At 69.1% G+C, this 13937-nt stretch carries 18 protein-coding genes; 7 read left to right on the top strand and 11 right to left on the bottom strand.

What is annotated here, in order from left to right; all coding sequences use genetic code 11:
• Positions 1 to 17 precede the first annotated feature (17 nt).
• Genes AMK34_RS35150 through AMK34_RS35160 form a run of 3 tightly spaced genes read left to right on the top strand, consistent with a single transcriptional unit; the run spans position 18 to position 3645 of the window.
• The gene (locus tag AMK34_RS35150; RefSeq protein WP_073848237.1) at positions 18 to 2348 is read left to right on the top strand and encodes a xanthine dehydrogenase family protein molybdopterin-binding subunit; all 2331 of its coding nucleotides are present in this window, start codon (positions 18 to 20) and stop codon (positions 2346 to 2348) included.
• Positions 2345 to 3193, top strand: coding sequence for an FAD binding domain-containing protein (locus AMK34_RS35155; protein WP_073848238.1), 849 nt, complete (start codon positions 2345 to 2347; stop codon positions 3191 to 3193). Before AMK34_RS35150 ends, AMK34_RS35155 begins: the two co-directional genes overlap by 4 nt.
• The gene (locus tag AMK34_RS35160) at positions 3190 to 3645 is read left to right on the top strand and encodes a (2Fe-2S)-binding protein (protein ID WP_038509022.1); all 456 of its coding nucleotides are present in this window, start codon (positions 3190 to 3192) and stop codon (positions 3643 to 3645) included. The genes AMK34_RS35155 and AMK34_RS35160 overlap by 4 nt, the downstream gene beginning before the upstream one ends.
• A gap of 4 nt (positions 3646 to 3649) precedes the next feature.
• On the opposite strand, the gene AMK34_RS35165 is transcribed toward AMK34_RS35160, so the two are convergent.
• Both AMK34_RS35165 and AMK34_RS35170 read right to left on the bottom strand, forming a co-directional pair.
• Positions 3650 to 3952, bottom strand: a complete 303-nt coding sequence (locus tag AMK34_RS35165) for a hypothetical protein (RefSeq protein ID WP_073848239.1) — start codon at positions 3950 to 3952, stop codon at positions 3650 to 3652.
• Positions 3953 to 4046: 94 nt separating this feature from the next.
• Entirely contained in the window at positions 4047 to 5006 is a 960-nt protein-coding gene (locus tag AMK34_RS35170; protein ID WP_274534459.1) for a glycoside hydrolase family 25 protein, read from the bottom strand.
• 130 nt (positions 5007 to 5136) lie between these two features.
• Between AMK34_RS35170 and AMK34_RS35175 the strand changes: the two genes are divergently transcribed.
• The 3 genes from AMK34_RS35175 (at position 5137) to bcp (ending at position 6568) form a co-directional block, all read left to right on the top strand.
• A complete protein-coding gene (locus AMK34_RS35175; protein ID WP_007028251.1) occupies positions 5137 to 5319 on the top strand; it encodes a hypothetical protein in 183 nt (60 codons plus the stop codon).
• A 201-nt stretch (positions 5320 to 5520) separates the two neighbouring features.
• Entirely contained in the window at positions 5521 to 6066 is a 546-nt protein-coding gene (locus tag AMK34_RS35180; RefSeq protein WP_038509020.1) for a hypothetical protein, read from the top strand.
• A gap of 28 nt (positions 6067 to 6094) precedes the next feature.
• Positions 6095 to 6568 (top strand): thioredoxin-dependent thiol peroxidase, encoded by a 474-nt coding sequence (bcp, locus tag AMK34_RS35185; protein WP_038522498.1) that lies wholly within the window; start codon positions 6095 to 6097, stop codon positions 6566 to 6568.
• Positions 6569 to 6620: 52 nt separating this feature from the next.
• On the opposite strand, the gene rdgB is transcribed toward bcp, so the two are convergent.
• From rdgB to AMK34_RS35210, 5 genes are read right to left on the bottom strand one after another with little or no spacing between them, the layout of a single operon-like run.
• Positions 6621 to 7226, bottom strand: coding sequence for an RdgB/HAM1 family non-canonical purine NTP pyrophosphatase (gene rdgB, locus AMK34_RS35190; protein ID WP_073848240.1), 606 nt, complete (start codon positions 7224 to 7226; stop codon positions 6621 to 6623).
• Entirely contained in the window at positions 7223 to 7999 is a 777-nt protein-coding gene (rph, locus tag AMK34_RS35195) for a ribonuclease PH (RefSeq protein ID WP_037342521.1), read from the bottom strand. The genes rdgB and rph overlap by 4 nt, the downstream gene beginning before the upstream one ends.
• Positions 8000 to 8022: 23 nt before the next feature.
• Positions 8023 to 8790: an MBL fold metallo-hydrolase gene (locus AMK34_RS35200; protein WP_038509018.1), complete on the bottom strand. Its 768-nt coding sequence runs from the start codon at positions 8788 to 8790 to the stop codon at positions 8023 to 8025.
• A gap of 29 nt (positions 8791 to 8819) precedes the next feature.
• A complete protein-coding gene (murI, locus tag AMK34_RS35205) occupies positions 8820 to 9626 on the bottom strand; it encodes a glutamate racemase (RefSeq protein ID WP_007028257.1) in 807 nt (268 codons plus the stop codon).
• A complete protein-coding gene (locus tag AMK34_RS35210; protein ID WP_038509017.1) occupies positions 9623 to 10291 on the bottom strand; it encodes a rhomboid family intramembrane serine protease in 669 nt (222 codons plus the stop codon). The genes murI and AMK34_RS35210 overlap by 4 nt, the downstream gene beginning before the upstream one ends.
• Positions 10292 to 10373: 82 nt before the next feature.
• On the opposite strand from AMK34_RS35210, the gene AMK34_RS35215 reads away from it, so the two are divergent.
• Positions 10374 to 11246 carry an arylamine N-acetyltransferase family protein gene (locus AMK34_RS35215; protein ID WP_073848241.1) on the top strand — a complete coding sequence of 291 codons (873 nt, stop codon included), beginning with the start codon at positions 10374 to 10376 and terminating at the stop codon, positions 11244 to 11246.
• On the opposite strand, the gene AMK34_RS35220 is transcribed toward AMK34_RS35215, so the two are convergent.
• From AMK34_RS35220 to AMK34_RS35235, 4 genes are all read right to left on the bottom strand, one after another.
• Positions 11207 to 11920, bottom strand: coding sequence for an aspartate/glutamate racemase family protein (locus AMK34_RS35220; RefSeq protein WP_073848242.1), 714 nt, complete (start codon positions 11918 to 11920; stop codon positions 11207 to 11209). The genes AMK34_RS35215 and AMK34_RS35220 overlap by 40 nt on opposite strands.
• Before the next feature lie 184 nt (positions 11921 to 12104).
• A complete protein-coding gene (locus tag AMK34_RS35225) occupies positions 12105 to 13055 on the bottom strand; it encodes a PLP-dependent cysteine synthase family protein (RefSeq protein ID WP_037341526.1) in 951 nt (316 codons plus the stop codon).
• Positions 13056 to 13058: 3 nt separating this feature from the next.
• Positions 13059 to 13331, bottom strand: coding sequence for a MoaD/ThiS family protein (locus AMK34_RS35230; protein ID WP_005165659.1), 273 nt, complete (start codon positions 13329 to 13331; stop codon positions 13059 to 13061).
• 75 nt (positions 13332 to 13406) lie between these two features.
• A complete protein-coding gene (locus AMK34_RS35235; RefSeq protein WP_016336788.1) occupies positions 13407 to 13823 on the bottom strand; it encodes a Mov34/MPN/PAD-1 family protein in 417 nt (138 codons plus the stop codon).
• Positions 13824 to 13937 lie beyond the last annotated feature (114 nt).

Below are 13937 nucleotides of genomic sequence, written 5' to 3' on the forward strand. Positions count from 1 at the left end.
TACGGAAAAGTGAGGCCATGGGGCTGATCGGTGCGAGCGTGACCCGGCAGGAGGACGTCCGCCTGCTGACCGGGCGGGCGCAGTACATCGACGACGTACGGCTGCCGGGGATGCTGGAGGCCGCCGTTCTGCGCAGTCCCCTGCCGCACGCGCGGATCCTGCGCGTCGACACGACCGCGGCGGAAGCCCATCCCGGCGTGTACGCCGTGATCACCGGCGAGGACGTCCGGGCGATCACGAAGACACCCCAACCGGTGATCTGGTCGAATCTGCCGGATATGCGGACGCCCGAAACCCACGCCCTGGCCATCGGAAAGGTGCGCTACCACGGCCAAGGCGTCGCGGCCGTCGCGGCGAAGGACCGGGCGACCGCCGAGGACGCGCTGGAACTGATCGAGGTCGAGTACGAGGAGCTCCCCGCCGCCGGCACGCTCGAACAGGCGCTGGCGGACGACGCCCCGAAGCTCTACGAGGACTGGCCGGACAACATCGCCGGCACCGGCACCATCCCGATGGGTGACGTGGCCACCGCGTTCGCCGAAGCCGACGTCGTGCTCACCGAGTCGTTCCGGTTCGCCCGTCAGATGGGCACGCCGATCGAAACGCGGGGTGTGGTGGCGACCTGGGACCCGTTCACCGACCGGCTCGACGTCTGGCTCGCCACCCAGGCGCCCAACCTCGCGCGTGAACTGTTCGGCGAGGTCTTCGGGCTCTCGATGGACCGGATCCGCGTGCGCACGCCCGACGTCGGCGGCGGCTTCGGGAACAAGTTCGACTTCTACGCCGAGGAAGTCGTCGCGGCGATCCTCTCGCGACGCACCGGGAAACCGGTCAAGCTCATCGAGGACCGAGCAGAGAGCTTCGTCGCGAACGCGCACTCGCGCGAGCAGAAGATCGACGTCGAACTCGCGGCCAAGGACGACGGCACGATCACCGGCCTGCGCGCCACCGTGTACGGCGTCCTCGGCGGCGTGCTCGGGACCGTCGGCGCCAGCCCGTGCTGGACGACGACCGCCCTGCTGACCGGGCCGTACGCCATCCCGAACGCGGAACTCACCCTCGTCGCCGTGATGACGAACCGGTCGCCGTACGGATCGTTCCGCGGTTACGGGCTGCCGAAGGCGAACTTCGTGCACGAACATCTGGTGGAGCAGCTGGCGAAACGGCTCGGCATGGACGCGCACGCGGTGCGGCGCAAGAACTTCATCCCACCGGAGGCGTTTCCGTATCAAGGCCCGGTGTTCGTCTACGACAGCGGCCGCTACGAGGACTGCCTGGATCTTTGCCTGAAGGCGGTCGAGGACGCGGGCTGGGCGGAACGTCGCGGAGATGGTGTCGGCATCGGGTACGCGTTCCACAACGAACTGACCGGGTTCGGGCCGAGCCGGATCATCAACCTCGCCGGATTGGGGCATTCCGGATTCGACGAGGAGGTCGTGCGGGTCGACTCGACCGGCCACGTGACCGTCCACACCGGACTGTCCGCGATCGGGCAGGGCATCCACACGACGCTGGCGCAAGTGGCCGCGCATACGCTCGGCGTCCCGCTCGACCACGTCACCGTGCTCTCCGGGGACACCCAAAGCTGTCCGTACACCGGCTACGGCACGGCGGCGAGCCGAGGGGCGGCCGTCGGCGGCGCGGCCGTACTGAACGCGTCGACCCGGCTGCGGGCGAAGATCCTGCGAGTGGCCGGGCACATCCTGGAGGCATCCCCCGACGATCTGTCCATTCAGGACGGTGTCGTCGCGGTGAAAGGCGTACCCGGCAGGCAGGTCACCCTCGCCGCGATCGGCGACGCGGCGTACCGGCGGCTGAACGGCGTCTGGCCCGAGGACGAGACGCCGACACTGGAGGAACGCGAGGTCTACGACCCGGTCAACGTCGCGACCTCGTTCGGCTGCACCGCCGTCCTCGCCGAAGTCGACAAGGAAACCGGCGTCGTGACGCTGTTGGACTACCTGATCGCGCACGACTGCGGCACCGTCATCAATCCGACGATCGTGGACGGGCAGCTGCACGGCGGCGCGGCGCAGGCGATCGGCGGGGCGCTGTACGAGGAACTGGTCTACGGCACCGACGGCCGGATGGAGACCACGTCGTTCACTGGGTATCTGCTGCCGACCGCGACCGAGATTCCACCGTTCTCGGTGTCGCATATGACGACTCCCGCCGAGCACGTTCCCGGCGGGTTCAAGGGAATGGGGGAAGCGGGCGTGATCGGCGGCGGCGCGGCGATCGCGCACGCCGTCGAGGACGCGCTGCGCGGACACGACGTGGACATCACCTCGCTGCCGATCACGCCGCCGCGGCTGCTGGCCGCGCTGAAGCGGGGAGCGGCCCGGTGAAGGCCGCGCCGTTCGAGTACTTGCGGGCTACGTCGCTCGACGAGGCCATCGAAGCCCTGGGCACCCCGGACGCGCGGGTGCTGGCGGGCGGACAGAGTCTCGTGCCGCTGCTGAACCTGCGTAAAGCGCGCCCGTCGCTGGTGGTCGACATCAACCGGCTCGACGAACTTTCCTTCCTGCGCAAGGAAAATGGACGACTGGAGATCGGCGCGCTCACCCGGCACCGCGCGGTCGAGACGTCCGCCGTCGTCCGGTCCGAAATCCCCCTGCTCGCCGAGGCGCTCGGCCACGTGGGGCACGTCGCCATCCGGAACCGGGGCACGATCGGCGGCAGTCTCGCGCACGCCGACCCGGCCGCGGAACTGCCCGCGGTGATGGTCGCGCTCGACGCCGATTTCACCGTCCGCGGCGCTTCCGGCGAACGGACCGTCGCGGCACGGGACTTCTTCCTCGGCCCGCATCGGACGGCGTTGGGCCGGGGCGAACTGCTGACGCGGATTTCGGTGCCGTCGCATCGAGGCGGCTGGGCCGTCGAAGAACTGAGCAGGCGGAGTCGCGATCTCGCGCTGGTCGCCGTCTTCGCGACCGTGACGATGACCGGTGAGGTCTGCGAATCCGCGCGGATCGCCGTCGCGGGCGCGGGTCCGACGCCGATCCGGGCCACCGCCGCCGAAGCGTCGCTCACCGGCGGCCCCATGACCGGCGACGCGATCGCCCTCGCCGCGGAACTAGCCGCCGCGGCGACCGATCCGCCCGGCGACCTCCACGCCCCGGCCGATTACCGGCGCGAGATGGCCGCGGTACTCACCCGGCGTGCGCTCGCACGGGCCAAGGAGGACGCATGATCACGGTCACCCTGACGGTGAACGGCCGGACCTACCGCGCGGACTGCGAACCACGGCGGACGCTAGCCGATTTCCTGCGCCACGACCTGGGTTTCACCGGGGTGCACGTCGGCTGCGAACACGGCGTCTGCGGCTCGTGCACGATCACCCTCGACGGGGCGAGCGCGCGTGCGTGCTGCCTGCTGGCGGTGCAGGTGGACGGGTCGGAGATCGTCACGGTCGAAGGGCTGGCGTCGGACGGCGAACTGCATCCGTTGCAGGAGTCGTTCCGGAAGCACCACGGGCTGCAGTGCGGCTTCTGCACGCCGGGGATGCTGGCGACGGCGACCGAACTGCTGAAGGAGAACCCGGACCCGACGGACGCCGAGATCCGGCAGGCGATCTCGGGGAATCTGTGCCGGTGCACGGGATACCAGTTCATCGTGGACGCCGTCCGGGACGCGGCCCGGTGAGGGATCACCACTCGTCGTCGATGTGCCGCCGCAGCTCCGCGGCGTAACGCCTGGGGAGGGAGAGGAGCACGCCTTCGAGCATTTCCCTCGCCTGCCAGGGATCGCCGCAACACTCCCAGACGCCGCAGCCTTCGCTGTCGACCCGGAGGCGCCGGTACGGGTCCGCGATGAACTCTCGCCAGAGACGAAGTGCGGTCCGGACCGCGCCTGGCCCGAGGTAGTTGCGGGAACGTTCGAGCCGCGAGATCCGGGCGGCGAGCACGGGCGAAAACTCCTGCCGGACCAGAGCGGGCGCCTTACGCGGCATCGGCCTTTCGGAAGCTCGTCATGCGCTCATCATGACATGAAGGCCCCCTTCCTGTACCCAGGCGCAAGGAAGGGGACCTTCATGTACTCCGGCCTCAGCCGACGATGTCGATCTCGAACTCCATGTTCGAGCTGTATTCGAAGTCGGCCCACACCGCGCCCGGCAGGTGGTACCGCCGGTGCGAAACCGTCTTCGGGTTGAATCCGGGCGTCTGCAAGGGATTACCGCCGACGCCGACCTTGTCGCTGCCCCAGGCGTAGATGTTGCCCTGCCATACGGGCGCGTCGGTGATGCCGTCCCCGTCGACACGCGGGCGGACGATGATCGCGGCCGTCTCGCTGCCGGAGAGGAACAGCCGCACGGAGGTGGTCGAGGGACTGGCCGGAATGGTCCTGCGTTCCATGAGTTCTGTCGTCGCCTTCCGCTTCGGGGCGGCGCCGCCGCCGGTCAAGTGGGCGTTCGTGTAGGACTCGTTGAGATCGACACCGCTCGCGCGGATACCGGGGATCTGGCCGGCGTCCGAATACTGGTGGACGTCGTAGCGGCCGGCGGCCGGATCGGGTTTCGCGCCGTAGCGCGCGATCCAAATGACGAGATCCCGTACGCCGAACTGGTCGGGACGCAGCATCTTGGCGAGCGAGTTGTTCATGTAGATGCCCGGCCGGAAGCCGTGTCCGGCCACGCGGTTGCAGAATCTGATCGAGAAGTCCCGCTTGCGCGAGTCGGGGATGTTCGGCGTTCCCGAACCCGGCGGGTTGTCCTCGAGGTCGAGCATCGGGACACATCCGGTCGCCCCGAGTCGCCGGACCTCCCCGATCAGCACGTCCGCCTGCGCCTCCGGCGAAGGACTCGCCTGGGCGTAGTGATATCCCCCCACCGGGATTCCCGCGGATCTCGCCCCTGCCACCAACGCGTCGCCGGTGTTGCGGCCGCCGTTCGGGAGGCCTCCGCCGTCACTGAGCTTGACGAAGACGAACGTCACGCCGTGATCCTTGACTGCCTGCCAATTGGTAACGGATTGAAAGCGACTGTAGATATCTATTCCCAGCGCCATCGTTACAGCCTGACGGGTGAACCAGTTGGACAAAAGGGCCTAGTGGGCGATAACTGGTTCGCCCGATTCGCCCTTTCGGGCGGCCCCTCCGTGGCTGACGCGGCTCACCCATGCCCGTACTGTGACCACCATGGCGTCTCGAAGCCCCTTTCGCTGGCTGACCCGGTGGGCGGACTGGTTCGAAGAGCGCGGCGTCTACGTCCCTGGCGAGGAGAGCCGGGCGGTCGATCCGATGCGCGATTTCGGCTGGCTGATCGTGGCCTGGGTGTCCGGTCTGGCGATCTTCATCCTGTTCTTCGCCTTCGCCGTCTGACCCGTCGCGGATGTGCCATCGAGGTGACGGCTGTCACTAGCCGTACCCTTCCGATCACGGATCGGCCACGGCTGTACACCAGGTGCGCCTCAACCCGGCCGTGCCGCTCCTCTCGGCTGCGGAAGACCGTCACTCTGGACTCTTCGGCACTAATACCTACCTCGAACGGCCCACCCGCACCTCCGACTGGAGTAACCGCACATGGCGCCCCCGCGCACCCCGAAGCTCTTCATCGCCGCCTGCTCGCTGATGCTGGCGGCCGCGTGCGGGGTCCCGGCACCGGAAAAAGGTGCCGCCGTGCTCGGCGCGGACGCCCCCGCGCAGGGTTTGGCCGCGACGCACGCGGAAGGCGACCTGGCGTTCGGCGCCCCGCACCGGTTCGCGACCGGCGTCACGATCTCCGTTTCCGCGCCGAAGTCGTTCCGCCCCAGTGCGTCGGCGTATCCGCAGAGCCCGCGCGCGGTGGCCTTCGGCATCGAGGTGACGAACGCGGGCGACGGCACGTACCGGCTCTCCGGGCTGTCCGTGACCGGTGAGGTCGACGGGGAGACCGCGGCGGTCAAACAGGTCGTCGACCCGGTGCAGGGCTACAACGGCGTCGCGGACGCCGGCAAGGACGTGGCGCCCGGCCGGTCGGTCCACCTGAACCTGGCGTTCGCCGTTCCGGACAGGCCGGTGAAGCTGCGCCTGCAGGTGCGGCCGAGCCCGTCGGAACCCGTCGCCGCGAAGTACTGCGGAAAGGTCTGACGCCGCCGGTTTCGCTACCGTGTGCGTCATGACCGAGCAGCGACTTTCCCCCGGCGACAAAGCGCCCGACTTCACCCTGCCCGACAGCGAGGGCAACGACGTCAAGCTCAGCGACTTCCGCGGCAAGTCGGTCGTCGTGTACTTCTACCCGAACGCCGGCACGCCGGGCTGCACGAAGCAGGCCTGCGACTTCCGGGACAGCCTCGCGCAGCTCAACGACGCCGGCTACCAGGTGCTCGGCATCTCGCCCGACAAGCCCGCGAAGCTGGCGAAGTTCGTCGAGGCGGAAGGGCTGACGTTCCCGCTGCTCTCCGACACGGAGAAGACGGCCCTGAAGGCGTACAGCGCCTTCGGCGAGAAGAAGAACTACGGCAGGGTCTACGAGGGCGTCATCCGTTCGACGTTCGTCGTCGACCCCGAGGGCAAGATCGCGGTGGCGCAGTACAACGTGCGGGCGACCGGGCACGTCGCGAAGCTGCTGCGGGACCTCTCGCTCGCGTGAGCCTCGTGAGTGGCGTTTCGGGTTCTAACCCGAAACGCCACTCACGACCAACTCAACCGGCCAGCTTCCGCAGCTCTCCCACCAACGCCCGCAACGCCTTCCCCCGGTGCGAAGCTTCGTCCTTTTCGGACGGATCCAGCTCCGCCGAGGTCCGCGTCCCCCCTTCGGGCACGAAGATCGGGTCGTAGCCGAATCCGTTGGCACCGCGGCGTTCCCGGATCAGCGAGCCTCGCCATTCCCCGCGCACCACGGTTTCGTCGCCGCCGGGGACGACCAGCGCGGCCGCGCAGACGAAGGCCGCGCCCATCCGCTCGTCAGGTGTGTCGGACAGCTGTGCCAGCACGAGATCCAGGTTCGCGTCGTCGTCGCCGTGCTTGCCCGACCAGCGCGCCGAGAGCACGCCCGGCATGCCGTTGAGCGCGTCGACGGTGATACCCGAATCGTCGGCGATGGCCGGGAGACCGGTCGCGGCGGCAGCGTCCTGGGCCTTCGCGAGCGCGTTGCCTTCGAAGTCCGGAGCGGTTTCGGGTGCTTCGGGGAACTCGGGGACGTCGGCGAGGCCGATGACCTCGACGCCCTCGATCCCCTCCGCCACCAGGATGCGCCGGAGCTCGCCGAGCTTCTTCGCGTTGCGGGTGGCGAGGAGCAGCTTGGTCACTTGGCGCCCTTCTTCTTGTCGGGGCGCGGCTCGGGGAGTTCGCCGGGGTACGGCAACGCGAGCGCTTCGGTCTGCAGACGGGTCAGTTCCTCGCAGCCCGCCAGCGCCACGTCCAGCATGGTGTCCAAAGTGGACCGTGCGAAGGTCGCACCCTCGCCGGTGCCCTGCACCTCGATCAGGGTGCCCGCGTCGGTGGCGACGACGTTCATGTCGACCTCCGCGCGCGAATCCTCTTCGTAGGGCAGGTCGAGGCGCACCCGGCCGTCGACGACGCCCACGCTCACCGCGGCCACCGAAGACGAAAGCGGCTGCGGGTCGGCGAGGCGGCCCGCAGCGCCGAGCCAGGTGACGGCGTCGGCGAGCGCGACGTAGCCGCCGGTCACCGCGGCCGTGCGGGTACCGCCGTCGGCCTGGATGACGTCGCAGTCGATGACGATCGTGTTCTCCCCCAACGCCGCCAGGTCGATGCACGCGCGCAGGGACCGGCCGATCAGCCGGGAGATCTCGTGCGTGCGGCCGCCGACGCGGCCCTTGATGGATTCGCGGTCGCTGCGGGTGTTGGTCGCCGACGGCAGCATCGCGTACTCGGCGGTGACCCAGCCGAGGCCGGAACCGGCCCGCCAGCGGGGGACGCCTTCGGTGACGCTCGCCGCGCACAGCACCCGGGTGTCGCCGAATTCGATCAACACCGATCCCGCCGGCCACCGCTGAAAACCGCGGGTGATCTTGATGTCGCGAAGCTGGTCGTCGTTCCTGCCGTCTTTTCTCGCCACGGCCGCCACTCTAGAACCCCGCGTCAGAGGTCGTAGACGGCGCCCTGCTCGACCAGCTCGGCCGCGGGGAACGCGACGGCCGCCTCGGCGAGGACGGCGTCCCGGTCGGTCCAGGGCGCGACGTGGGTGAGCAGTAGCCGCCCCACCCCGGCCTTGCGTCCCAGCTCGCCCGCCTCCTTGCCGGACAGATGGACCCCGGCGGGCCGGTCGGGCGAGTCGGTCCACGACGCTTCGGACAGCAGGACGTCGACGCCGCAGGCGAGATCGGTCAGGGTGTCGCAGACGCCCGTGTCCCCGGTGTACGCGAGGGTCTTGCCGCCGTACGCGAACCGCAGGCCGAACGCCGGGGTCGGATGGTCGACGGGGACCGCGGTGACCTCGAAGGGCCCGATCTCCATGGGCTCCGACCGCAATGCCTCGAAGGCGAAGACATCGGAAAGGTCGGTGGTCGCCCGCTCGTCCTCGTTCGCGGCGTACGCGTGGGCGAGCCGCTCGTGCACGTCCGACGGCCCGTACACCGGGAGCCGTCGCGGCCTCGCCGGATACGGCAGCGCCGGGTGGTAGCGGCGCAGCACGGTGAGCGCGCTGACGTCCGCGCAATGATCGGGGTGGAGATGCGAAAGGATCAACGCGTCCAGGTCGAACGGGTCGCGCAGGGCCTGCAGCCTGGCGAGCGTCCCGTTGCCGAGTTCGAGCCCCAGGACGAACCCGTCCGCCTCGAGCAGATAGCCGGACGCGGCGGCGTCGGGCCCGGGGATGCTGCCTGAGCAGCCGAGGATCGTGAGACGCACTGTGACACCTTAAGCACGGAATCGGCGATTTACGCGCTGGTGGGAGCCAGCACACCCGGAGCGAAGCCCATGAACCGCTGAGCGAGTCTGGTGAACGGCTCGGCGGATCCGGTGGCGACGAACTCGTGCCGCGGCGGGGTGTCGCGCTCGGCGAGGAGATCGGCCTCGGTGAGGACGCGCACGAGGTCACGCGCGGTCTCCTCGGCGCTGGACACCAGCGTGACGTCCTGGCCCATGACGATCTGCAGCACCCCGGAGAGCAACGGGTAGTGCGTGCAGCCCATGACCAGCGTGTCGACCTGCGCGTCCAGCAGTGGTTCCAGATAGCCCTGCGCGAGCCCGAGCACCTGACGGCCGGTGGTGATCCCGCGTTCGACGAAGTCCACGAACCGCGGGCACGCGACGCTGGTGATCTCGACGTCCTGCGCGGCGTTGAAGGCGTCGTCGTAGGCGCGGGACCGGACGGTGCCCTCGGTGCCGATCACACCGATACGCCCGGAACGCGTGGCGGACACGGCCCGGCGCGCGGCCGGGAGGACGACCTCGATCACGGGGACGTCGTAGCGCTCCCTCGCGTCGCGAAGGCAGGCGGCCGAGGCGGTGTTGCAGGCGATGACCAGCGCCTTCACCCCGCCTTCGACGATGTCGTCCAGCGCTTCCAGCGCGTACTGGCGTGCCGTCGCGATGGGAAGCGGACCGTACGGGTTGCGGGCGGTGTCGCCGACGTAGCGCAGCTGCTCACCGGGCAGCTGCTCCAGGATCGCCCTGGCGACGGTGAGCCCGCCCACTCCGGAATCGAAGACGCCGATCGGGGCGTCGGCGCTCGGCTTGGTCACACGGCGAGGCTACCGGGGCCCGCCGCTTTCTTGGCCTGGGACCTGTCGGCCCGCGCCATCAACCAGGCCGCGAACACCCCGGAAAGCGCGCCGAACAGGTGCCCCTGCCAGGAGATGCCCGTGTCACCAGGAAGCAGTCCCCAGAGCATCCCGCTCCAGATGCCCAGCAGCACCACGGCCACCAGGATCTGCCCGACGGCGCGGTTGAAGATGCCTCTGACCAGCAGGAACGCGAGCCAGCCGAACGCGACGCCGGACGCTCCGACGGTCACCGTGCCGCTCGGCGCGATCAGCCAGACACCGAGGCCGGAGAGCACCCAGATGATCGCGGTGACCAGCACCCACCGGCCGATACCCGCGGACATCGCGAGGAAGGCGAACACCAGTACCGGGACGGTGTTGGAGAACAGGTGCCCCCAGCCCGCGTGCAGCAGCGGCGCCCAGAGCACGCCGTCGAGGTCGGAGACCTCACGGGCGACGATGCCCCCGCTCTGATCGAGGTCGAGGGGCAGCACGACGTCGACCAGCTCGACCAGGTAGAGCAGCGCGGTGAAGGCGAGCGCCACGATCGCGGCGGCCCTCGGGTTCGGCGGCAGGACGCGTTTGGCCGGATCCGTACCGGACGACTCGCTCGCCGGGACCGGCTGGGGAGGCAATGTGGTCACCTCCCCAGGCTACGGCGCGGATCGGCGGGATCGCCTCCGTGAGAACCCTGATTTGTCGGTGGTGCCCGCTACGGTCGATCACATGGGGTTCCCTTCTTCCGAGCACGTCGACGTGCCCGCCTACCTCGCGCGACTCGGCCTCGAGCACGAGCCGCCGAGTCTCGACGCCCTTTTCCGCCTGCACGCGGCCCATGTGGAGCGCGTGCCGTACGAAGATTTGGAAGTCCAGCTCGGCCGGGTGACCTCGCTGGATCCGGCGGTGTCGTTCGGCCGGATCGCCGCCGGCCGCGGTGGCTACTGCTATCACCTCAACGGCGCGTTCTCGGCCCTGCTGGGGGCGCTCGGTTACCAGGTCACCCGGCATCCGAGCGGAGCGCAGATGCCGGGCGGGGAGGCGGGCATCCACCTCAACCACCTGGCCCTGAAGGTGACCGGGCTGCCGGAGACGCCCGAAGTCGGCTGGCTGGTCGACGTAGGTCTCGGGGACGGCATCCACGAGCCGCTCCCGCTGCGTGAGGGCGAGTACAAACAGGGTCCGCTGGTGTTCCGGATCCGGCCCTCGGAGATCACGCCCGGCGGCTGGCGGTTCGACCACGACCCGCAGGGCAGTTTCGTCGGGATGGATTTCGCGCCGGAGACGGCCGTGATGGCCGACTTCGCCGAGAAACACGTCGAGCTGTCGACGGCGGAGGATTCCGGATTCGTCCGCACGCTGGTGCTGCAGCGGCGCGACGCCGACGGCGTGGACTCGCTGCGTGCGCTGACCTTGACCGGTCTGCCGGGCGGTAAGACCGTGCTGGATACACCGGCCGAGTGGTGGACGGCCATCGAAGACGTCTTCGGCGTGCCTCGCGGCGGATTCACCGGTGAAGAACAGGACAGGCTGTGGCGACAGGCCGTCGCCCAGCACGAACGTCACACCGCGGGAGGGAGTGAGGCCTTGCCCAGCGCGTAGTCCACGGCCGCTTCAGCGTGCAGCCTCGTCGTGGGGAACGTGGGCACCGTGCTGTCTTCCGGACCGACGAGCAGTTCGATCTCCGTGCAGCCGTAGATCACGCCTTCCGCGCCTGCTTCCACGAGCCTCGCGATGACCTCGCGGTACCGCTCGCGGGACTCCTCGGTGACCACGCCGTGGACGAGTTCGTCGTAGATGACCCGGTGCACCGTCTCGCGGTCGTCCTCGTCCGGCACGAGCACGTCGAGGCCGTGCGCTGCGAGGCGTTCACGGTAGAACGGCTGGGCCATGGTGAAACCGGTGCCCAGGAGCCCGACGCGTTTGATGCCTGCGGCTTTGATGGCGACGGCCGTGGTGTCGGCGAGATGCAGGAGCGGGACGCCCAGACCGTCGGTGAGCCGGTCGGCGACCTTGTGCATCGTGTTGGTGCAGAGGACGACGAAATCCGCTCCGGCGGCTTCGAGAGCGCGTGCGGCGCGGTTCAGTTCCCGTCCGGCGTCATCCCAACGGCCGTCGGCCTGCATCGCTTCGATTTCGGCGAAGTCCACGGAGTACAGCACGGTGCGCGCGGAGTGATACCCGCCGCGCAGCTCACGGACGCGCTCGTTCACCAGCCGGTAGTACTCGGCCGACGATTCCCAGCTCATCCCGCCCAGCAACCCGATGACCTTCATGGCCACCATCGTGCCAGCGCCGGACCGCCTCGCTCGCCAAATGTCATGAAAGGGTCGTTCAGGACGTTTTTCGTCCTGAACGACCCTTTCATGACACCCGGCTGCCCCCTCCCGAACGCTATGAAAGGTCCTTTCCTTGCAAAATTTGCAAGGAAAGGACCTTTCATAGCGCGCGCAGAGGGGGTCAGGCCCAGAGCTGCCCGTCGAGCCTTTGGGCCGCTTCGTCGAGCGAGCCGGAGTACGCGCCCGTCGAGAGGTACTTCCACCCCGCGTCGGCGACCACGAAGGCCACGTCGGCGGGCTTCCCCGCGGCGGCGGCCTTCTCGGCGACGGCCAGCGCGGCGTGCAGTACGGCACCGGTCGAGATCCCCGCGAAGATGCCTTCGTGCTCCAGCAGCTCACGTGTCCGGCGAAGCGCGTCGTACGCGCCGACGGAGTACCGGCCGTTGAGCACGCTGGCGTCGTAAAGCTCCGGGACGAAACCCTCGTCGAGGTTCCGCAGGCCGTAGACCAGCTCGCCGTAGCGCGGCTCGGCCGCGATGATCTGCACGTCCGGCTTCGCCTCGTGCAGGTAGCGCCCGACGCCGACCAGCGTGCCGGTGGTGCCGAGGCCGCCGACGAAATGCGTCAGCGTCGGCAGGTCCTTGAGCAGTTCGGGCCCGGTGCCGCGATAGTGCGCGTCGGCGTTGGCCGGGTTGCCGTACTGATAGAGCATCACCCAGTCCGGGTTGGCCTCGGCGAGCTCCTTCGCCCGGCGCACGGCCTCGTTCGACCCGCCGGCGGCCGGGGAGAAGACGATCCGCGCGCCGTACGCCTGCAGCAGCTGCTTGCGCTCGGTCGAGGTGTTCTCCGGCATCACGCACACCAGGCCGTAGCCCTTGAGCTTCGCGGCCATGGCGAGCGCGATCCCGGTGTTGCCCGACGTCGGCTCCAGGATCGTGGAGCCGCGCCGGAGCGTGCCTTCACGCTCGGCGGCCTCGATCATCGCCAGCGCGGGGCGATCCTTGATCGAACCGGTCGGGTTGCGGTCCTCCAGCTTCGCCCACAACCGCACGTCGTGGGTGGGCGAAAGCCGGGGAAGGCCGACCAGCGGGGTGCCGCCGAGCGCGTCGAGCAGCGACTCGAAGCGAGCCATCGATCAGCCACCGGCCACGGCGGGCAGGATGGTCAGGGTGTCGCCGTCCTTGACCTCGGCCTCGAGACCGCCGGAGAAGCGGACGTCCTCGTCGTTGACGTAGACGTTGACGAAGCGGTGCAGCTTCTCTTCCTTGACCAGGCGGGCCTTGAGGCCGCCGTGGCGGGACTCGATGTCGTCGATCACCTCGAGCACGGTCTTGCCGGTCGCCTCGACGGACTTCTCGCCGCCGGTGTGCGTACGCAGGATGGTCGGGATGGACACGGTCACGGCCATGGTTTTCTACCTCCGGTGGGTTCTCTGCAACGCAGACGTTCGGGCCGGTCCGGGTTATTCCCGGACGGGGCGGGTTCAGCCGATGATCTCGACGGGCTCCTCGGTGATCTCCCCGTCCACGATCCGGTACGACCGGAACTGATGCGAATCGGGGTCCTTGGTGGAAACGAGCACGTAGTGCGCGTCGGGTTCCGAGGCGTACGAGACATCGGTGCGGGACGGGTAGGCGTCGGTCGCGGTGTGCGAGTGGTAGATGACCACCGGCACCTCGTCGTTGGCGTCCATCTCGCGGTAGAGCTTGAGCAGATCACCCGAGTCGAACTCGTAGAACGTGGGCGAGCGCGCCGCGTTCAGCATCGGGATGTACCGCTCGGGGCTGTCCGATCCCTCGGGACCGGCGATCACCCCGCACGCCTCATCGGGATGGTCACGACGGGCATGGGCGACGATCTCGTCGACGAGTTCACGGCGGATCCGGAGCACGTCGCCCATCTTAGGTGCTGGACAGAGCCGGTCCACACTCTGAGATCGCCGCCACTCACCCCCGCGTTTCGTCCTCTGAATGCGGTAGTTGCCCACGCAAGGACCGCATTCAGAGGACGAAAC

Origin of the sequence: Amycolatopsis sp. CB00013, assembly GCF_001905755.1 — a bacterium.
Lineage (GTDB): Bacteria > Actinomycetota > Actinomycetes > Mycobacteriales > Pseudonocardiaceae > Amycolatopsis > Amycolatopsis japonica.